The following is a 19,308-nucleotide window of genomic DNA, read 5'->3' as shown; positions in this document are numbered from 1 at the left end:
TTGGGTGACGGTTCCGCGAAATTTATGATGTTTTTCATAGTCAGAATTAGCTGATTAAAACTCAGGTGACTCAAAAATGTCATGCCAAACTTGGTCGGAGTGTGTTATTTTAATTTAGACAGTCTATTTACGTTGTGCTTAAAGTACACGTTTTAAAGAGAGGATGTTGGGTACATGGCTTCATCAGCCAAAGATTACAATGCATCAAGTATTCAAATATTGCATGGCCTGGAAGCTGTTCGCAAACGCCCAGGGATGTACATCGGTTCAACGGATGCACGGGGCCTTCATCATTTGGTCTACGAAATCGTAGATAATGCGGTTGATGAAGCGCTGGCTGGTTTCGGTAAAGAAATCAACGTAACGATTCACGCAGACAACTCCATTACGGTTAAGGATCATGGCCGGGGGATGCCGGTGGGGATGCACGAGTCCGGCGTGCCAACACCAGAAGTTATCTTAACCGTTCTCCATGCTGGGGGTAAGTTTAACGACAGCAGCTACAAGACTTCCGGAGGACTGCATGGTGTTGGTTCCTCCGTTGTTAACGCCTTATCTGAGTGGTTAACGGTCACCATCGTTAAAGACGGAATGAAATATCAAGAAGACTTTAAGGACGGTGGGCATCCAGTTGGCACATTAGTTAAATTGGGTAAAACTAAAGAACACAATGGGACAACTGTGTCGTTTAAGCCGGACCCAAGTGTTTTCACTACAGTCGTTTATAACTTTGGCACCTTGGAAGAACGGCTACGGGAATCAGCATTCTTACTGACAAACGTCAAAATCACGCTCGCAGATGAACGCGCCGGACAGGAACGTACTGAAGAATTTCACTACCCTGATGGCATCAAGGAGTTTGTTGCCTATTTAAACGAAGATAAAGACACTCTTGGCGATGTTATGTACTTTGATGGCAGTAAAGAAGGCGTCGAGGTTGAAGTTGCAGCACAATATAACGACGGTTATTCGGAAACAATGCTGTCTTTTGTTAACAACGTGCGTACTCCTGGCGGTGGGACACATGAAGCAGGGTTACGATCCGCTTGGACGAAGGCGTTCAACGAATATGCCCGTAAGGTTGGTCTGCTGAAAGAGAAGGATAAGAACCTCGAAGGCTCTGACGTTCGTGAAGGATTATCCGTCGTCTTGTCGTTGAGAATACCGGAATCTATTCTTGAATTCGAAGGGCAAACAAAGGACAAGCTTGGCACCAGCGAAGCTCGCACAATTGTTGATAATGTTGTGAACGAACAATTAGGCTTTTACCTCATGGAAAACGGCGAGTTTGCTCAAATGTTGATTCGCAAGTCCTTGCAAGCTCGCCAAGCACGGGAAGCTGCCCGCAAAGCACGTGACGAAAGCCGTAATGGTAAGAAAAAGGGACGTCAGGAACGATTACTTTCAGGTAAACTGACGCCTGCACAATCCAAAAATGCTAAACGCAACGAATTATTCTTAGTTGAAGGTGATTCTGCCGGTGGGTCTGCTAAGCAAGGTCGGGATCGTAAGTTCCAAGCCATTTTGCCATTACGTGGAAAAGTATTAAACACGGAAAAAGCAAAGTTGCAAGACATTGTCAAAAATGAAGAGATCAACACCATGATTTATACGATTGGTGCCGGTGTTGGTGCTGATTTTGATATTAAAGATGCCAATTATGACAAGATTATTATCATGACAGATGCCGATGATGATGGCGCTCATATTCAAATTTTGCTACTGACCTTCTTCTACAAATATATGCGGCCAATGATCGACGCCGGCCGAGTGTACATTGCCTTACCACCTCTTTACAAGCTTCAAAAGGGTGTTGGCAAGAAAACTCAGATTGAATATGCTTGGACGGATGCTGAATTAAGTGGCAAAGAGCAAAAGATTGGCCGTGGCTATTCACTCCAGCGGTTCAAAGGTCTCGGTGAAATGAATGCTGATCAGTTGTGGGAAACAACAATGGATCCATCAAGCCGTACGTTAATTCGAGTTCGGATTGATGACGCGGCCTTAGCAGAGCGTCGGGTTACCACGTTGATGGGCGATAAAGTTGAACCACGACGGAAATGGATTGAAGACAATGTGGCCTTCAACTTGGAAGAAGACGGTTCAATTCTTGATAATGCAGCCGTTAACTCAGCCCATCATGTTGAAGACGATGAGCCAAATAATGAAAACGACGAAGATGTAGATACATCGACGACAGTAGCAACTGTCAGTCAAAAAGAATCAACGACTGACAAAGATTCAGTTGATGACCAAGGTTCTAAACACCAAGGCCCAACAATTACTGTTTGGGACAATAAATAATTAGTTAATTAATTAAACAAGGTGCTTGTTTTAATGCAGGAAAGGAGCAGAACTTGTGGCAGATGACACACAAAATATTCAGGAACTAACCCTGGAAGATGTCATGGGTGAACGGTTTGGCCGTTACTCAAAATCCATTATTCAGGATCGTGCCTTGCCAGATATTCGTGATGGCTTAAAGCCAGTTCAGCGGCGCATTTTATACGCTATGAACAAGGATGGTAATACTTTTGATAAAGCATTCCGTAAATCTGCTAAATCCGTAGGTAACGTCATGGGTAATTACCATCCACATGGTGACTCATCCATTTACGAAGCCATGGTACGTATGAGTCAAGACTGGAAGTTACGAGCACCGCTGATTGAAATGCACGGAAACAATGGGTCAATTGATGCTGATCCGCCGGCTGCAATGCGTTACACAGAAGCACGGTTAAGCAAAATATCAGGGACCATGTTGCAAGATATTGACAAGGAAACAGTCGATTTTGTGCCAAACTTTGATGACACCGAGGAAGAACCGACAGTTTTACCGGCTCGTTTCCCGAATTTACTGGTAAATGGTGCTAGCGGCATCTCTGCTGGTTATGCGACAGAAATTCCACCGCATAATTTAAACGAACTGATTGATGCACTGATTTATTTACTAGCCCATCCTAAGGCATCAACTGATGACTTGATGGAGTTTGTAAAGGGGCCAGATTTTCCGACAGGCGGCATTATTCAAGGCTTAGACGGCATTAAGAAGGCTTATAATACTGGTGCTGGCCGTATCGTGTTGCGTTCTAAAACGGCCTTCAAGCCTCTTAAGGGTGGCAAGCAGGAAATTGAAATCACGGAAATTCCGTATGAAGTCAATAAAGCACTGCTTGTTAAAAAAATGGATGAGATCCGGATTATGAAAAAGGTCGAGGGAATCGTTGAAGTACGTGACGAATCTGATCGACAGGGACTGACCATTGCCGTCGAGTTAAAAGCTGATGCAGATGCACAGGGAATTTTGAATTATTTGTTGAAAAACACTGATTTGCAGATCACCTATAATTTCAACATGGTTGCTATTCATAACATGCGGCCGGAACGAGTTGGCTTAAAAACAGCATTGCAGGCGTACATTGACTTTCAACGTGAGGTAATTACCAAACGGACGCAGTATGATCTGAACAAGGCAAAAAAGCGTCAACATATTGTTGATGGTTTGATTAAAGCCTTATCCATCTTGGATGAAGTAATTCAGACTATTCGTGGAAGTAAAAACCGTAAAGATGCCAAGCAAAACTTGATGGATAAGTATGACTTTACTGATCCTCAGGCGGAAGCAATTGTGACGTTACAGTTATATCGTTTGACTAATACCGATGTAACTGAGTTGCGTCGTGAACATGCGGAACTGGACGCTCAGATTGAAAAACTTGAAGACATCTTGGCCAATGACGCATCGCTGCGCAAAGTGATGCGCACACAGATGCAGGATGTCAAAAAGCAATTTGGGTCACCACGGTTGACTCAAATCGAGAACCAAATTGAAGAACTTAAGGTGGATCGAACTGTTATGGTTGCCGATGAAACCGTTGTTTTAATGGTTTCACATGATGGCTATATCAAACGAAGTTCACCAAGGTCTTACCAAGCCTCTTCTGAAAACGACAACGGTCTCAAAGAAGAGGACTACCCGATCTTGCTGAAGCAAGTTTCTACGCTGGATCATTTATTTATGTTTACCAGCAAAGGAAACCTGATTTACCGTCCGATTCACGAGGTTACTGATGCTCGGTGGAAAGATACTGGGGAGCACATTTCCCAATCAATTGGCCTAGCAGATGATGAAGAGCTTATCGCTGCCTTTACATTCAGCAGTTTGGAAGAGCCAGGTAATTTTGTTATTGCTACTGCTCATGGGCTCATCAAACAGACAGCCTTCATGGATCTGTTACCAGGGCGAACGTACAGGAAACGAGCTAGTGTCTTTGAAAAGTTCAAGCAACCGGATGATCAAGTCGTTGATATCACATATGTTGATTCAAGCGATCCGTTGACGGTTATGTTAATGTCACGTAATGGCCTTGGACTACGTTATGACTTGGCCGAAGTACCAACCAATGGTGCACGAACCAGTGGTGCCAAGTCGATGGATCTGCGTGGCGATGACATTGTTGTCAATATGCAACTGGTTAAAGACTCCGATGATGCCATCATTGTTACTCAGCGCGGTGCCTTGAAGAAAATGGCCATTAGTGAAGTGCCGGTTACAAGTCGTGCTCGTAAAGGTGTTCTATGCCTGCGGGAGCTCAAGGCTAACCCGCATGAAATCGTTGCTTTTATTGCGGTTGCTCATGACAGTGTGGCCCCAGTTGAAGTGGTTACAAGCCGTGGTATTCGTCATGACATTTTGCCTGCTGAACATGAACGTAATGCACGTTATTCAAATGGCTCATTTGTGATTGATATTGATACTGAAGGTGTGCCGACATCACTGCGGCATAAGGAACAGACACTAATTCTTAATTAGCCTAAAAAAACAACAGGCGGCTTATCAACTAGCTATACCACCGAAAATTAAGCATAATGATTCGTTGACTCAAAAGTTAACGGCCATTATGCTTTTTGCGTTCCATTATAGGATTTGCGAGCAAGCATTCCCATTGCATTAGTGAATCGGAGTGCGTATGATTATCACTGTACCAATATGACTGCAGGACAAACACATAAAATCATTTTGCATTATTTAAAAATAATGATGAATTCAGTTTTAATGCTTGCGTAAACAGACTTCTATTGCGTACAATTATCGTATCGAAAAGATTTTGTTTATAATAGATGATCAATTTGAAAGGCGGCTGGATAATGAAAAGCAAACAGGAGACTATCTTTTCTTCGAAAACATTGACCTACTTTTTACAACTGGCAGAAACAATGAATTATACACAGGCAGCCCAAATTCTTGGGATTACACAGCCTGCATTAACGCAACAAATTAAAAAACTTGAACGAACAGTGGGCGCACCATTATTTTATTCAGTCGGAAAAAAATTACGTTTGTCAGAAGCTGGTAACACCATGCTTAGTGCAACACACGAAATTTATGAAGTATTGAACCAAGCAACAGATGAGATTCAGCAATCAACGTCTGCTGAATCTGGCGAAATCAACATCGGACTATTAGCTTCCGTTGAATATTCTGTGTTCGAAGATTTTGCCATTCAGTACTACAAAGAAAACCCTGACGTTACCATCAACTTCCACATGTTGACGCGGAAGGAAATCTGGGATCGCTTGGAGAACAATCGCATTGATCTAGCGATTATGTATTTGCCAGATGACAGCATTAAAAACTGGAAGCCATACCGTTCAAAGAAAATCATCACTGAAGATCTATTGTTCATTCATAACGATGAAAAAATGGCTAAACGAAAAAAAATTCGTTTGAAAGATACCCTTAACAATGTCTGGGTCACATACCCACGTGAATATTATTTAGACCAGGTTTTACGTGAAAATTACAAAAACGCCATGGTTGACTTACCTAATGCGGTAGCCCGTTTCACAACGCCTGATCAAATTTATCAATTCAGTGCTGAAACTGGGGCCTACACAGCACTGCCAAATAGTTATATTATTGCTATGGGAGCTGACAGCAATTTACACGCTGCTCAGTTTGAACCTGGAATTAAATTTGACTTAGCGTTCGTTTTCCGTAAAGATAAAGATGAGATTCCTCGTGTGGGTCGTTTACTCGATGCGTTTGATTCATACTTGGAAGCCGATGATTACATTTCGCGGCTGACTCAAATTCATGATCAAAAATATGGTGTTAACCACCATGACGAAGGAGCAAAAGATTAATGAGTAAGGAATTGGTTTTTGGACACCAAAGCCCTGACACTGACGCAATTGTTGCTGCAAAGGCATATTCATACTTACAAAACAAACTTGGGTATGATACTGAAGCAGTTGCTTTAGGCGAACCAAACGAAGAAACACAATTTGTTTTAAACTACTTTGACGAACCAACACCACGGGTGATCACTAAGGCCAGTGACGAAGTTGATTCAGTTATGTTAGTTGACCATAACGAACATCAACAAAGTGTTTCTGACATTGAAGATGTTACAGTTACCCACGTTGTTGACCATCACCGCATCGCCAACTTCTCAACCTCATCACCACTTTTCTATCGTGCAGAACCAGTTGGTTGTACAAGTACGATTCTGATGAAGATGTTTGATGAATACAAAATTGAAATTCCGGCACAATTGGCTGGCTTGATGTTGTCTGCGATTATCTCAGACACACTTCTACTGAAGTCACCAACCACAACGGATGACGATAAGGCCGCTGTCATTGCATTAGCTGAAATTGCTGATGTTGATTACAAGACATACGGTTTGGAAGAACTTAAAGCTGGTACTAACCTATCTTCTAAGAGCGAAGCCGAATTGATCGAACAAGATGCAAAATCATTCGAAATGGGTGGTAAAAACATTCGCATTGACCAAATCAACACAGTTGACTTGGACGAAGTCTTTGCTCGTCAGGACAAGCTGGAAGCAGCCATGGCAGCCGATGCTAAGGAAAAAGGTTATGACCTGTTCCTTGTCTTGGTTACCAACATCTTGGACAGCGACTCGCGCTTGTTAGTATGGGGCGAACCAACTGATGTTGTTGAAAAGGCGTTTAACACAACGTTAACCAATAACACGGCCAGTTTACCAGGTGTTGTTTCACGTAAGAAACAAGTGGTTCCACCATTGCAAGACCAATTTAAATAAGCGATTTAATAAAGACGTTTACAGTGTATGTAGACGTTTTTTTTATCGAGCCACTACGGATAATAAGTATAAATAGTTGTCTCACATCAGCCCACAGCGAATAATATACGTATAAGAAACTGAATGGAGGCGTTAACAATGGCAGAAGAACACGAATTAACGTTTGATGACGAAGTTGTGGCTCAATTAAAGCCCTTACTTATCGATGAAAATCAATTATTATTAAGCTACGATGATGGTGTCGGCCCGTACTCACACCATGGTCTGGTAGCACTCCAAGTGTCGTTTCAGCTCGTAGTTGTGGGCAAAGATGCAAATGTCGATGATTATCAAGCATTGATTCCCTCTAATTTAGGCTCTGTGCGCTATAAAGACTATTCTGGTCGATTCCTTGGTAAACAGTTGCATGCGACGTTTAACCGCCTTATGCACACAATTAAGCTATCTGACGAGGGTGAACAGATCGATGATAACGTTGAGGTTGTTGTTGATGCATCAGCCAGTCAATCAGCACGGTCAAACTAATATGAGCGACATAATAGTGTGAGAAATATTACGCTCCAAAGTCCTGAGAATGCCGCTTAATCCAAAACTGACCCATTCCCCAAGCCAGGGAATAGGTCAGTTTTTCTACCTAAAGTCAAGTGTTTATCAGGAATAAGTTATCCCGAGTTTTATGTTAATGTTCGTTCTCAAATCGGACTTATGTCACAGCTGTTTCCTAAGACAAATGCAAAGTGATAGAGATACTGTTCTTTTCGGTTTGAGCAGAATGCTTGCGTTATTCTCTATTTTGCGGAGAATAAAGGTATCGTTAAGTACGCAAGACACAATTTAATTGTGTACGAGATACATTCTTTTGATCTATAAGGAGGGTCACTATGAAATTATCCATGTCATCAGATGCTAAAACTAAAATTGCGGCCGTTATGGGCCCGAATCAACGTTTATTACTCAGTTTTGACGATGGTGTCGGGCCGTTTTCAAACGTCGGCTATTGCTCACTGGATACGTCGTTTGATCTGATCATTGTCGACAAGGATGCACTGACACCGGACTATGACGCTATGATTGATTCAGATCTAGGCCCTGTGGCTGTAAAAGGCTACAGTAAGACTTATATGTCCGAACACATGCAATTAACAGAAAATACAACATTTAACACCTTACAACTAACTGGTGATAGTGAACAGCTGGATCCAAACGTTCAAATCAGGGTGATGTCTGGTTCAACAGCAGAATAGTCGCACAAACATCATCAGCACCCGGCAATGTTGATTTACAAGGAGAAGGAGACCTGACAATTGGCAAAAGACAAACAAGCAAACATTGATAGATTAAGTCCAGAAGCATACGCCGTTACCCAGGAAGCCGCCACCGAACGGCCGTTTTCTGGTAAGTATGACGCCTTCTATCAAGATGGCATTTACGTTGATATTGTCAGTGGTGAACCGTTATTTTCCTCAACGGATAAATATGATGCCGGTTGTGGCTGGCCGTCATTCACACATCCGATAACGAAAGGAACGTTAGCGGAGCATCGTGACCAATCATTGGGCATGGAAAGAACAGAAGTCCGCAGTAAGGAAGCGGATTCTCACTTGGGTCACGTGTTCACGGACGGACCTCAAACAGAGGGCGGACTTCGCTACTGCATTAACTCGGCGGCTCTGAAGTTTATTCCGGCAGACGAATTGACACGCAATGGTTACGAAAAATATGCTAAACTGTTCCCAAACGTTAAGCAGGTTTAATAATAGTGATGGAGGCGCATTAAATGGCAGAAGAGACGGCAATTTTTGCAGGTGGTTGTTTTTGGTGTATGGTCAAGCCGTTTGAAACGGTAGCTGGCATCAATAAGGTGGTATCAGGTTATACCGGTGGACATGTGCCTAATCCAACATATGAACAGGTATGTAGCCATACAACTGGGCATACAGAAGCAGTTAAAATTTGGTTTGACCCAGAAGTAATGTCCTACGACAAACTGGTTCAAATCTATTGGCAACAAACGGACCCCACAGATGCGATGGGTCAATTCCAGGATCGTGGTGATAGTTATCGTCCCGTTATTTTTGTCAAAGATGAGACACAACGTCGAATTGCAGAGGCTTCCAAAAAGGCACTAGCTGAATCCGGTCGTTTTGATGCACCAATTGTGACGCAAATTGAAGATGCCAAACCGTTTTATCCGGCGGAAGATTACCATCAGGATTTCTATAAAAAGAATCCGTTGCGTTATGCAATGCAGGAGAGTGGCGGCCGTGAAGCCTTTATTGATAAGAAATGGAAGACAGCTGAACCGATCTCAAAAACAACTGACTAATGTTAATAAACGTAATCTTACTTCTAATTAGAATACCGAGTATGCTAAAATAATGTCACGTAAACTATTCCACTAGGGGTGTTCGGCAATTGCTGAACTGAGACGATAGATATCGGACCCTTCGAACCTGTAAGTTGAGACTTGCGAAGGAAAGTGGCCAGTGTGTGATTGTTTTTTAGGCACTGAACCTTTTTCCTATGGTTCAGTGCCTTTTTTGTTGCCGTTTAACGTCGCTGTCTATTTATTGAGTTTCTGATCAGCATCATCAATATTAGTTACTGTTTGACACCATTATCGAATTGGAGGATCACAATGAACTTGTCTTTATTGGAAACCATCCGGAAAACTAACCCTGTTGTCTTTACTGTTGCTAACAGTGTCACGATTGCGGAAGTGGCAAACGCCGTTAACGCTATCGGTGCTTCTCCCATTATGTCAAAAGCTAAGGAAGAGGCCGGCGATTTGGTGGGGATTGCTGGCGCAGTTGCGTTAAATTTAGGTACTTGGACGCCTGATCAAATTGGCCAAATGGTGACTGTTGGCAGCCTGGCCAATCAGCATCAACGGCCGGTTGTGATCGATCCGGTAGCGGTTGGGTTACCAAGCCGCCGCCAACAGTTTGATCGACTAATAGCCAATATCCAACCAACAGTTATTCGAGCAAACGCAGGAGAAATGGCAGCATTGTCAGGAGATTTATCTAACAGTAAGGGAATTGACGCTACGGGTGCTGTGTCTGATCCTAAACGCATTATTCAGGCTGTGGCACTGCATTATCATTGTGTTGCTGTGATGACCGGAGCTGTCGATTGGATCAGCGATGGTCAGCAGACAGTCAGTCTTCATGTCGGAACACCATTATTTGCGACGCACGTTGGTTCAGGAGACATGCTTAGCAGCGTTTTAGCTGCATACTTAGCAGTGGAGCCCAATGCGATGACAGCCGCAGTGACTGGTACTGCCATTTTTGGTGCAACCGGTCAATGGGCAGTTAACCAAGCTGATCTAACACTTATGCAGCCTGGTTCGTTTGGTATCGCCTTGATGGATAGTTTTAGTCAAGTGACAGCGGAAACGCTATCGTCATATCTTAAAGATAAGGTCGTAGATGAATAATGACAGAACAGATGACATCACAATTTCCACAGGCTCTTTCCATTGCAGGTTCTGATTCTGGCGGTGGGGCAGGCATGCAGGCCGATTTAAAAACAATTCAAGAACGACACGTTTTTGCAACGACGGTTTTGGTGGCTATTACAGCCCAAAATACCTTGGGTGTGCAGGACTTCATGGCTTTGCCAACCAAAATTATTGACGAACAGTTTGCTTCGTTAGATGCTGATCTGGCCATCAAGGCTTGTAAGACTGGCATGCTCGCTGACTCTATCCGTGTCCATAATGTTGTTGAAAATCTTACCCGTTATGACTTTGGTCCACTCACGGTTGATCCAGTGATGATCGCTAAAGGTGGTGCACCATTATTGGCCGAAGACGCTATTGATACCGTTAAAAAAGAACTAATTCCGTTAGCCACCATTGTGACGCCGAACCTTCCTGAAGCTGAGGCACTAACAGGGTTAACCATTGAAAATGATGCTGACATGCAGCGCGCCGGACAACAATTACAGGCGATGGGGGCCAAAAACGTGATGGTCAAAGGCGGTCACGAGGCGGATCCGACAACGGCCAGTGATTTTGTTTTGCTTGAAAACGGACGGTCGTTTTGGCTGAGAAGTCCGCGCTTTGATACACACAATACGCACGGTACCGGCGACACGCTATCTGCCTGCATCACTGCAGAATTAGCCAAGGGTAGCGACATTGAAACGGCCATTCGGACGGGCAAAGCCTATGTAAGTGCGACGATTGCACAAGGCATCAAAGTGGGCCACGGTCATGGTCCGCTTAATCACTGGGCTGTGGTGTCGGAGGAATAAACGAACGATGAAATTTCAGAAAGAACAATTAGCAGCCTATTTTGTTGCGGGCTCTCAGGACATGGTTGATGGCCGCCAACTGCCAGAAGTTTTAGAGACGGCCATTGCCGGCGGTATCACGGCTTTTCAATATCGTGAGAAGGGTCCCCACGCACTTTCTGGTGACGCCAAACTAAAATTGGGCAGCATATTAAGAGAATTATGCAAACAAGCTAAGATTCCGTTTATTGTTGATGACGATTTTGCACTAGCAAAACGTCTTGAAGCTGATGGTGTCCATGTTGGGCAATCAGATGAAGCAATTGCCAAGGTTATAGACGAAGTACCAGACATGATTATTGGTTACTCATGTCACACACTTGCTCAGATTCGCAAGGCTAATGTGCTCACTGCCGTTGACTATATTGGTAGTGGACCGATTTTTCCAACCATTTCCAAAGCTGACGCAGATCCAGCTGTTGGCACCGACGGGCTGACAAAACTCGTTAGTGCATCGGTAAAGCCCATTGTCGCGATTGGTGGCATTAGTCTGACTAACCTTAATGAGATTAAGGCCACCGGTGCGGCAGGTGCTGCGGTAATTAGTTTATTAACGAGAGCCACAAATATAAAAGCCGCCGCAACTGCTATTCGACAAGCCTTTTCAAGCAAATCTTGAGCCTTGTTTATGAACGTGGGTCAACGCTTGCAACACTCTGTGAAAATCGCTACACTAAGTGACGTTTATAAAATCGTTTGGAGGCAGTGAAATGAAAAACAGACCTAAACCAATAAATCCGGCAATGCCGACAAATATTGCGGTGGTAATGCTTACTTTAGGCGTTCTTGTTGGCGGAATTATTGGCTGGCTACTGCCAATACCATTTGACGGTTCATTTATCTTAGGCGTGGTTATCATGTTGATTTTTGACTTTGCTTTTTTGGCTATTTACCGACGTGTAACGATCGCTAAACAAAAAGCAGCCAATGCACAATTGGCCGCGACACAGTCAACAGACCAACCTGCTGAAAAAAAGTAGACTGGTAGATTGCGGTGTTACTAAGTTGTGCTATGCTTGACAGTGAAATAACAGCAGAGATGGCTGTTATTTTGGGCCCGTAGCTCAGTTGGGAGAGCGCCTGCTTCGCATGTAGGAGGTCGACAGTTCGAATCTGTTCGGGTCCATAAAAGTCTTATTAAGAATCAACATGAAATACAAAGGCATCCTGTTCCCAGAAATCAGGAACAGGATGCCTTTGTATTAAGATGCGTTTTAAAATTTCGGGACTGTAAGGTCATTCACGTCGTCAATTCTACATAAGTTAATGCTACACCTTGTTTTAGTGTGCTTACTTAAGTTCAACATTTTGATAATTGTAGTTAACCCCGGCACTACTGTAAACCAAATCGTGAATATTGCTACGTTGAAGCGTACCGCCAACTGATGAGCCCCAGAAAAGCGGCACAATACCAACATCTTTGGTCAGCGTGCGTTGGGCATTTAAGAGGTCTTGATAACGGGCGTTACTGTTTAAGGCGTCTTGACCAGCAGCTAAATCCATGTCGTGATCAAACGCTGTACTCGTCCATTTTGCGTTAATTTGTTTATTTTGACTTTGAAAAAGCGATAAGAAAGTTGTTGGGTCGTTAAAGTCACCATTCCAAGTTAAAATCGTGGCGTCATAATTCCCCGAAGTAATGTCACTTAACTGCGCCTTTAAGGGAACTGTTTGGACATTAACCGTTACGTGAGGCAGTTTTTGCCATTGAGATTGAAGATATTCTGCCAGCTGCTTGCCGTTGTTTTGATCATTCGCTAATAGCGTAATGTTCAGGTTCTGTTTGCCACTTTCTTTGAGACCAGTTGCCATGAGTTGTTTTGCATGTGCCATATCATACTTAGTCACTGCGGGTACTGCTGCTTCGCTCGCAAAGTCCTTATGAGTTGATGGATTAGTAACCAATTTTGCTGGTGTAAACCCAGTTGCAGGGGTAGAACCGTCTTGCAACGTATTCCGCGTTAGTTGTTGACGGTTAATCGCATTCGACAAGGCTTGGCGCACAGATTGATTTTGAAGTGGTGACTTTTTTGTTTGATTAAGTCCAACAAAGCCCGAGGCCGCGCCACTACGATATTTATAATCGGCTGCCTGCTTTTCATTAGCGACTTGTGTGCCAGACAGCCTGACAAGGTCGGCCTTGCCTGTCTTATACAGGTTCAATGCCGTGCTTGGGTCTTTGACAACCGTAAAGTGAATACTGTTTAAATGCACAGTACGTTTGGCCCAGTAAGCACCATTGCGCTTAAGTGTCCACGTATTATTGGTACCGTGCCAGCCCGTTACTTTGAAAGCACCGTTGTAAACTTGATGCTGAGCAGTTAGGCCGTATTGCTTACCATATTTTGTGACAACTCGATGATCTTGAGGTAGAAACTGCGGCATTGTCAATAACTGTTTGAAATAGGGAATCGGTTTATCAAGAGTAACCTGCAAACGGTAGCGTGATGTTGCGTGAACGCCCAAGCTTTGAACTGGGACCGATCCTTTTTGAATCTTATCCGCGTTGTGCACACCAGAAAACAGGTAAGCATATTGGGAGGCCGTTTTAGGGTCATTAGTTCGCTGCCATGCCTGAACGAAATCCCTTGCCGTTACAACATCACCATTTGACCAATGTGTATTGTGCCGGAGTATGAAGTTCCATTGAAGACCGTTTTTCGAAACGGTTGTGTGTGTCGCAAGTGCCTGTGCTGGTGTGCTGTTGGTTGTTTTGTAAAGGCCAGTCATAGTGTTGACCAATGCTGTGTGAGAAGTGCTGTCCGTGGCCTTTGATGGATCCAAAGTAATCATTTCAGTGGGTGAAACGACGGTTATGGTTTTCTTACTCGTGGTATTACGATGGCAGGCGGCTAAACTCGTGGCTGTCAATAATGAAGTGACAATTAATGCAAATTTTGTAAAGCGTTTCATGAATATCTTCCCCTATGAAAGTTTTGATTAACCCAGTAAAAAAGACAGCCCACGCGGACTGTCTTTGGTCAAAAAAACACCAAGTCCGCGGTTTGATACCCATGCAGACTTGATGTCTAAAGCACATCAATGAATAAGCCGGCACGGATACAATTTGAGTATCACACTCAGATTGCATCCGTGTTAACGGCGGTTACGCAACCTGATTACCAGCTTTGCCAAGTATTGAGTTGTTGTGCGCAACGGTTCATGACGAACTTCCTTTCACTTAAACTGTCTTTTTTAACTGGTGACTACGATACAGAATTAAAGATAATCTTGTCAAGTACGTTTGCTAAACAATTTTCTCTAAAAAACGATTTAAAATAATCAGAAAAGCTAATTTGACAGGCATTTTTATGGTAAATTGAAAGCCATAAAATGTTTTTATTGAGGGGATAAACATGTTTACACATCAAATTGATGCTCACTTGGCCTTGAAATTATTAAGCACTGAAGATGCCGAGGACTTAATCACCTATATTGCGGAAGATCGCCAGGAACTTAGAAAGTGGATGACGTGGGCAGATAAAATGCAATCTGTTGAGGACGAACAAGACTTTATTCATTATGCCCGTGGTCGTTTTGCTGACAACCTAATGTTGCCATTGACAATCGTCATGGATGGCAAGCCGATTGGCAGTTTAGATTTGCATGAGATTGATAACGTTAACCGGCATGCGTCGATCGGCTATTGGCTAAGTTCTCAGTATCAAGGACAAGGTATTATGACCCGGTCCGTCGAACGTTTACTGACAATTGGGTTTGATGAATTCAATTTACATAAAATCATCTTAACCGCCGATGTGAATAATAAGGCTAGCCAGGCCGTTGCTGAAAGATTAGGTCTTCACCAAGAGGGAACGATGCGTGATCAGGAAATTATCAATGGTCAATTTTGTAGCTTTGTTCAGTATGCAATGTTAGAAGATGAGTGGGCGAATGAAGATTAAATTTAAGGGCATTTAGTGCCTTTTTAACTTCTTTCAGCCAAGTTATCTAGTAACCCCATATCGCATTAACATCACCACCTTTAGTGAATTTTGTGATAAAGAAACATAAATGCTTTAATAGGGCTGTTCAACGCCGTTTTTATTGAGTACAATAGTTTTAGAAAATCTTAATGATTCCAGTTTGCGATAAATGTTTAGGAGTGAGCCCCATGATTGAACCACATCGAAAAACAACTGAACAAAAGGATTCACAGGCACAAAATCAGTTACGTGTGATTACCAATCAGGCCACTGTCATTGCGCAAGATCAAACGACCTATGTAGGTGGACCTCACTATGGTAAGACAAGTTTTGTTAAGGCTGTCTATGACGCTACAGGTCAGGCCGTTGATCCAGCAAAAGTTCAAGTTGACCTCACCAACGTCAACTGGGACCAACCGGCCGATTACCGGATTAATTTGCAGTATACCAATCCTGGAAAAACGGTGTCTGCGACTGCACATTTACATATTTTTGCGTTGGATGGCCGTGACATTACTATTCATGCCGGCGAGCCAATACCTGACAAAACTGCTTTTATAAAACGACTAGTGGATCCAGGTCACATGGCTAACGCGACCCAGAATGTCAAAATTAAATTTGACGATGGTGAGCCTAACATTATGGCAGACAACAGTTACGGGTTAATGCTGACGTATACCGTTAATGGTGTCACAGCTGGTGCGCATCAAGTCCTTCATATCTTAGAAAATATGGTTCACGTCAACACGGCCAACCAGACCACCTATGTGAATGGACCTCGTACTAATCCTGACCGTTTTGTTCAACATCTGTATGACGCGGATGGTAATGCCATTGACATTGAAAAGGCGATTGTGGACATGTCAAAGGTCAACTGGCAGAAGGCTGGCCGGTATCCGGTTACTGTTCGTTACACGGATCATGGCAAAAATGTCTTTGTAACGGCCTACGAAAATATCTTTTCACTATCTGCTCATAATCAGATTATCGTTGCTGGTGATGGCGACCCCATTCCCGCTCGTTACGTGGCAGATGCTAAGGATCAATATAATCGTGATCGGTCTCGTTGGACGGCCATGAGTTATGACGATCCAACGGCCAATCATAAATTGCCAGGGACGTACAACGTTACGCTCAGCTTTGAAGTCAATGGTTCCACGGCTACGGTGCACCCAACCTTACAGGTTCTGCCCGAAATTTTACGACCACAGGGTAGCGCAGATAATTTAACGATTCACATGCAGAGTCAATCAGCCCGTGAAAATACATCCGCCACCTCACAAGCGGCTGGCGTTCGTCACGGATTACGACACATGACGACTGGTTCACGAGTGGCTAATAATGCAGCCAAGGAAGCTGAAAAGAAAACGCGTGGCTTTTGGGCTCGTTTGTTTGGCCGCAAATAAGTTTCACAGCAAAATGAGTCATTTGATCGTTTATAAGCTTTAGATAGGCGTTATTTTAAAACAACAGTTAGCATCGCACCGATTAGTTTAACTAATTGGTGGGGTGCTATTTGTGGTTTCATCAGTTGAAGTGACATTTGTCATATGTCAGCCGTTCTAAGTAAATTGGGCGCGCATAATCGACTAGACGCTATTAATATCGCCAAGACAAATAAGTGGCTGTGAACAATCAAAAGTCAAAAATGGACAGAAAAAAGCATCCAATTAATTTACTTGATTCAAATAACAGTAAATCAATTGGACGCTTTTAACTTTTGGGTTTATTGATTGCGATTGAAGATTTATTTTTTCAAAGCCGCATTGCTTTGATCGATGAAGGCTTGAACAGCCGCGACGGGGAAGCCGCCAGCAACTAACGCTCGCAGTGGCGTATTAAACAACATCTGTTGGTCGGCAGCACTAGCATCGTCCTGGTTAGTAAATTGGGCTAACTGTTCGCCAAACATCTGCATTAACACAGATTTTGTCGTTTCGTTTGCCAAGAGAACGTTAAGGTACGTATCCATATTGACAACAAGCGGCTGACTAGCGAAGTGTTTGATGGTTAACTGTCTGGTTAGCGGTAAATCACGCGAAGAGGATCCAACCGCAATTTCGTACAGACCATTGTCAGCCTGCCAAGTCATGTTGTCAGCATCGAACCAACTGAAATCACGAGCATGCAAGGTGAAGGTAACCATTTTAGATTTGCCGGCAGCAACCGCAACTTTATCAAACTGCCTTAGTTCACGAACTGGTTTCTCAACCAGACTGACGAGGTTACTAATGTATAATTGCGGTACTGTAGAACCGTCAACTGAACCAGTATTTTTAACGGTCGCGGTAACCTGCAGATTATCCTCCTGCCAATCACCAATCACTAAATCACTAAATTCAAACGTGGTGTAACTGAGGCCAAAGCCAAATGGAAAGGCAACAGCTTGATGATGCAGATCATAATAGCGATAGCCTACGAAAATGCCTTCGTGGTAGCGCTCGTGCTCGTTACTCTGATCAAATGTGCCATAGCTTGGTGTATCAGCCAGTTTGACTGGAAAGGTTTCTGCTAGTTTGCCACTTGGATTAACGTGACCGGTGAGGATATCAATTGTTGCTTCACCAACGGCTTCGCCAGCCAAGTAGGTTTCAACGATCGCATCAACCTGATCTCGCCAAGGCATTTCGACTACTGAGCCATTTGCGAGAACAACACTAATATGAGCAACATGCTGTGCCAACGATTGAATTAAATGTGTTTGATTTTCTGGCAGTGATAGGTTCGTTTTATCGAAGCCCTCTGATTCATCATCGTCACGATAGCCTACAAAGACAACAACCTGATCAGCATGTTGTGCCAACTCAATTGCTTGCTTTTCGAGCTCTTCATCAATCGCCGTTTTTGATAACTCGTAGCCAGAGGCGAACCGAACGTCAAGGTCTGCTTGCTTCGCTGCTTCTAGAGCTGACACAACATGGTCTGGCGTGACATGTGAGCTACCTGAACCCTGATACCGCGGTTGATCTGCCATTGCGCCTACAAAGGCTACCGATTTGCCAGATTTTAATGGCAATACGTGATCCTTGTTCTGCAGTAACACAATGCCACCATCGGCAAGCTTTCTAGCAAATTCGTGGTGTTCCACATGATCATATGAAGCTTGAGCAGACTTTTTATCTAACAAACTCACGACCATGGCCAACACTCGACCGGCTGAAAGATCTAGTTGTTCATCTGTAATCGTGCCAGCTTTAACAGCATCGACGATTTCACTAGTTGAGGCATCACCTTTACCAGGCATTTCAAGGTCCAAACCAGCTTGAAGGGAAGCAACGTGATCAGCTACAGCCATCCAATCTGACATGACGACACCGGTAAATCCCCATTCTTGACGTAAAATATCGGTTAACAACCGCTCGTTTTGGACATTGAGGACACCATTAATTTTGTTATATGACGCCATTACAGCTTCGGGGTGTGCTTGCTTGATGATGCGTTCAAACGGCGCTAAATAAATTTCTCGAAGTGTGCGCTCATCCATATCAGAAGAATTGGTGAAACGGTGGTTTTCACGATTATTGGCCGCAAAATGTTTAACGGTAGCCCCAACACCCTTAACGTGCAAACCATTGATGTAGGCGGTGCCAATTTCACCGGCTACGAGTGGGTCCTCTGAATAATACTCAAAATTACGGCCCCCGAGTGGCGAACGTTTGATGTTTATGCCTGGTCCCAAAAGTAAACTAATGTCTTCAGCTTGAGCTTCTTCACCTAAATGTTGACCTAACTCGCGTGCTAACGAGCGATCAAAAGTGCTAGCGACGAGTGCTGCCGAAGGATAGGAAATTGCCTTGACGCTCGCGTTAACACTAAGCGTTTCACCTTCCTTGGGTATTTGTTTACGCAAACCAGCTGGGCCATCAGTCATCATGATGGCGCTGATGTTAGCCGCGTCTACGGCGGCAGTAAACCACATGTTTTTTCCACTTACCAGTGCGGCCTTTTGTTCAAGTGTGAGTTGATCAAGCACAGCCAAAACCTTTTTATCCATAATTTGACGCCTC

General features: G+C 43.6%; 16 protein-coding genes, 1 tRNA gene and 1 riboswitch. Of the genes, 15 read left to right on the top strand and 2 right to left on the bottom strand.

The genetic code is table 11. The features are described 5' to 3' along the window. Window positions 1–174 precede the first annotated feature (174 nt). The 13 genes from parE (at window position 175) to LROSL1_RS06715 (ending at window position 12,501) form a co-directional block, all read left to right on the top strand. Window positions 175–2,304 carry a DNA topoisomerase IV subunit B gene (parE, locus tag LROSL1_RS06775; protein ID WP_178914140.1) on the top strand — a complete coding sequence of 710 codons (2,130 nt, stop codon included), beginning with the start codon at window positions 175–177 and terminating at the stop codon, window positions 2,302–2,304. Between the two features lie 55 nt (window positions 2,305–2,359). Beyond that, window positions 2,360–4,813, top strand: a complete 2,454-nt coding sequence (gene parC, locus LROSL1_RS06770) for a DNA topoisomerase IV subunit A (protein ID WP_178914139.1) — start codon at window positions 2,360–2,362, stop codon at window positions 4,811–4,813. Between the two features lie 335 nt (window positions 4,814–5,148). Continuing rightward, window positions 5,149–6,147 (top strand): LysR family transcriptional regulator, encoded by a 999-nt coding sequence (locus tag LROSL1_RS06765; RefSeq protein WP_178914138.1) that lies wholly within the window; start codon window positions 5,149–5,151, stop codon window positions 6,145–6,147. Next, on the top strand, window positions 6,147–7,073 hold the full coding sequence (locus tag LROSL1_RS06760; protein WP_017261881.1) for a manganese-dependent inorganic pyrophosphatase: 927 nt from the start codon (window positions 6,147–6,149) through the stop codon (window positions 7,071–7,073). The genes LROSL1_RS06765 and LROSL1_RS06760 overlap by 1 nt, the downstream gene beginning before the upstream one ends. Before the next feature lie 138 nt (window positions 7,074–7,211). Then, on the top strand, window positions 7,212–7,598 hold the full coding sequence (locus LROSL1_RS06755; protein ID WP_178914137.1) for an iron-sulfur cluster biosynthesis family protein: 387 nt from the start codon (window positions 7,212–7,214) through the stop codon (window positions 7,596–7,598). A gap of 356 nt (window positions 7,599–7,954) precedes the next feature. Then, window positions 7,955–8,317, top strand: coding sequence for an iron-sulfur cluster biosynthesis family protein (locus LROSL1_RS06750; RefSeq protein ID WP_178914136.1), 363 nt, complete (start codon window positions 7,955–7,957; stop codon window positions 8,315–8,317). 60 nt (window positions 8,318–8,377) lie between these two features. After that, window positions 8,378–8,827 (top strand): peptide-methionine (R)-S-oxide reductase MsrB, encoded by a 450-nt coding sequence (gene msrB, locus LROSL1_RS06745; protein WP_017261878.1) that lies wholly within the window; start codon window positions 8,378–8,380, stop codon window positions 8,825–8,827. Between the two features lie 23 nt (window positions 8,828–8,850). Continuing rightward, entirely contained in the window at window positions 8,851–9,399 is a 549-nt protein-coding gene (gene msrA / locus LROSL1_RS06740; protein WP_178914135.1) for a peptide-methionine (S)-S-oxide reductase MsrA, read from the top strand. A 64-nt stretch (window positions 9,400–9,463) separates the two neighbouring features. Continuing rightward, window positions 9,464–9,568: riboswitch (TPP riboswitch) on the top strand. 143 nt (window positions 9,569–9,711) lie between these two features. Beyond that, window positions 9,712–10,515: a hydroxyethylthiazole kinase gene (gene thiM / locus LROSL1_RS06735; protein WP_178914134.1), complete on the top strand. Its 804-nt coding sequence runs from the start codon at window positions 9,712–9,714 to the stop codon at window positions 10,513–10,515. Window positions 10,516–10,526: 11 nt separating this feature from the next. After that, entirely contained in the window at window positions 10,527–11,336 is an 810-nt protein-coding gene (gene thiD / locus LROSL1_RS06730) for a bifunctional hydroxymethylpyrimidine kinase/phosphomethylpyrimidine kinase (RefSeq protein WP_178914941.1), read from the top strand. 7 nt (window positions 11,337–11,343) lie between these two features. Further along, window positions 11,344–11,994, top strand: coding sequence for a thiamine phosphate synthase (thiE, locus tag LROSL1_RS06725; RefSeq protein WP_178914133.1), 651 nt, complete (start codon window positions 11,344–11,346; stop codon window positions 11,992–11,994). Between the two features lie 91 nt (window positions 11,995–12,085). Then, window positions 12,086–12,355, top strand: a complete 270-nt coding sequence (locus LROSL1_RS06720; RefSeq protein WP_178914132.1) for a hypothetical protein — start codon at window positions 12,086–12,088, stop codon at window positions 12,353–12,355. Window positions 12,356–12,428: 73 nt separating this feature from the next. Beyond that, window positions 12,429–12,501, top strand: a tRNA-Ala gene (locus LROSL1_RS06715). A 164-nt stretch (window positions 12,502–12,665) separates the two neighbouring features. Here LROSL1_RS06715 and LROSL1_RS06710 read toward each other — a convergent pair. Further along, window positions 12,666–14,288 (bottom strand): peptide ABC transporter substrate-binding protein, encoded by a 1,623-nt coding sequence (locus LROSL1_RS06710; protein ID WP_178914131.1) that lies wholly within the window; start codon window positions 14,286–14,288, stop codon window positions 12,666–12,668. Between the two features lie 443 nt (window positions 14,289–14,731). Between LROSL1_RS06710 and LROSL1_RS06705 the strand changes: the two genes are divergently transcribed. Together LROSL1_RS06705 and LROSL1_RS06700 are read left to right on the top strand one after the other, a co-directional pair. Continuing rightward, entirely contained in the window at window positions 14,732–15,280 is a 549-nt protein-coding gene (locus tag LROSL1_RS06705; protein ID WP_017261871.1) for a GNAT family N-acetyltransferase, read from the top strand. A gap of 209 nt (window positions 15,281–15,489) precedes the next feature. Then, the gene (locus tag LROSL1_RS06700; RefSeq protein ID WP_178914130.1) at window positions 15,490–16,707 is read left to right on the top strand and encodes a bacterial Ig-like domain-containing protein; all 1,218 of its coding nucleotides are present in this window, start codon (window positions 15,490–15,492) and stop codon (window positions 16,705–16,707) included. Between the two features lie 341 nt (window positions 16,708–17,048). Here LROSL1_RS06700 and LROSL1_RS06695 read toward each other — a convergent pair whose 3' ends face one another. Further along, a complete protein-coding gene (locus tag LROSL1_RS06695) occupies window positions 17,049–19,295 on the bottom strand; it encodes a beta-glucosidase (RefSeq protein ID WP_178914129.1) in 2,247 nt (748 codons plus the stop codon). Between the last annotated feature and the right edge of the window lie 13 nt (window positions 19,296–19,308).

The organism is Furfurilactobacillus rossiae (assembly GCF_013394005.1).
Taxonomy (GTDB): Bacteria; Bacillota; Bacilli; order Lactobacillales; family Lactobacillaceae; genus Furfurilactobacillus; species Furfurilactobacillus rossiae.
Note: the sequence above shows the minus strand (reverse complement) of the source record. Positions and strands in the feature narration are given on the sequence as shown.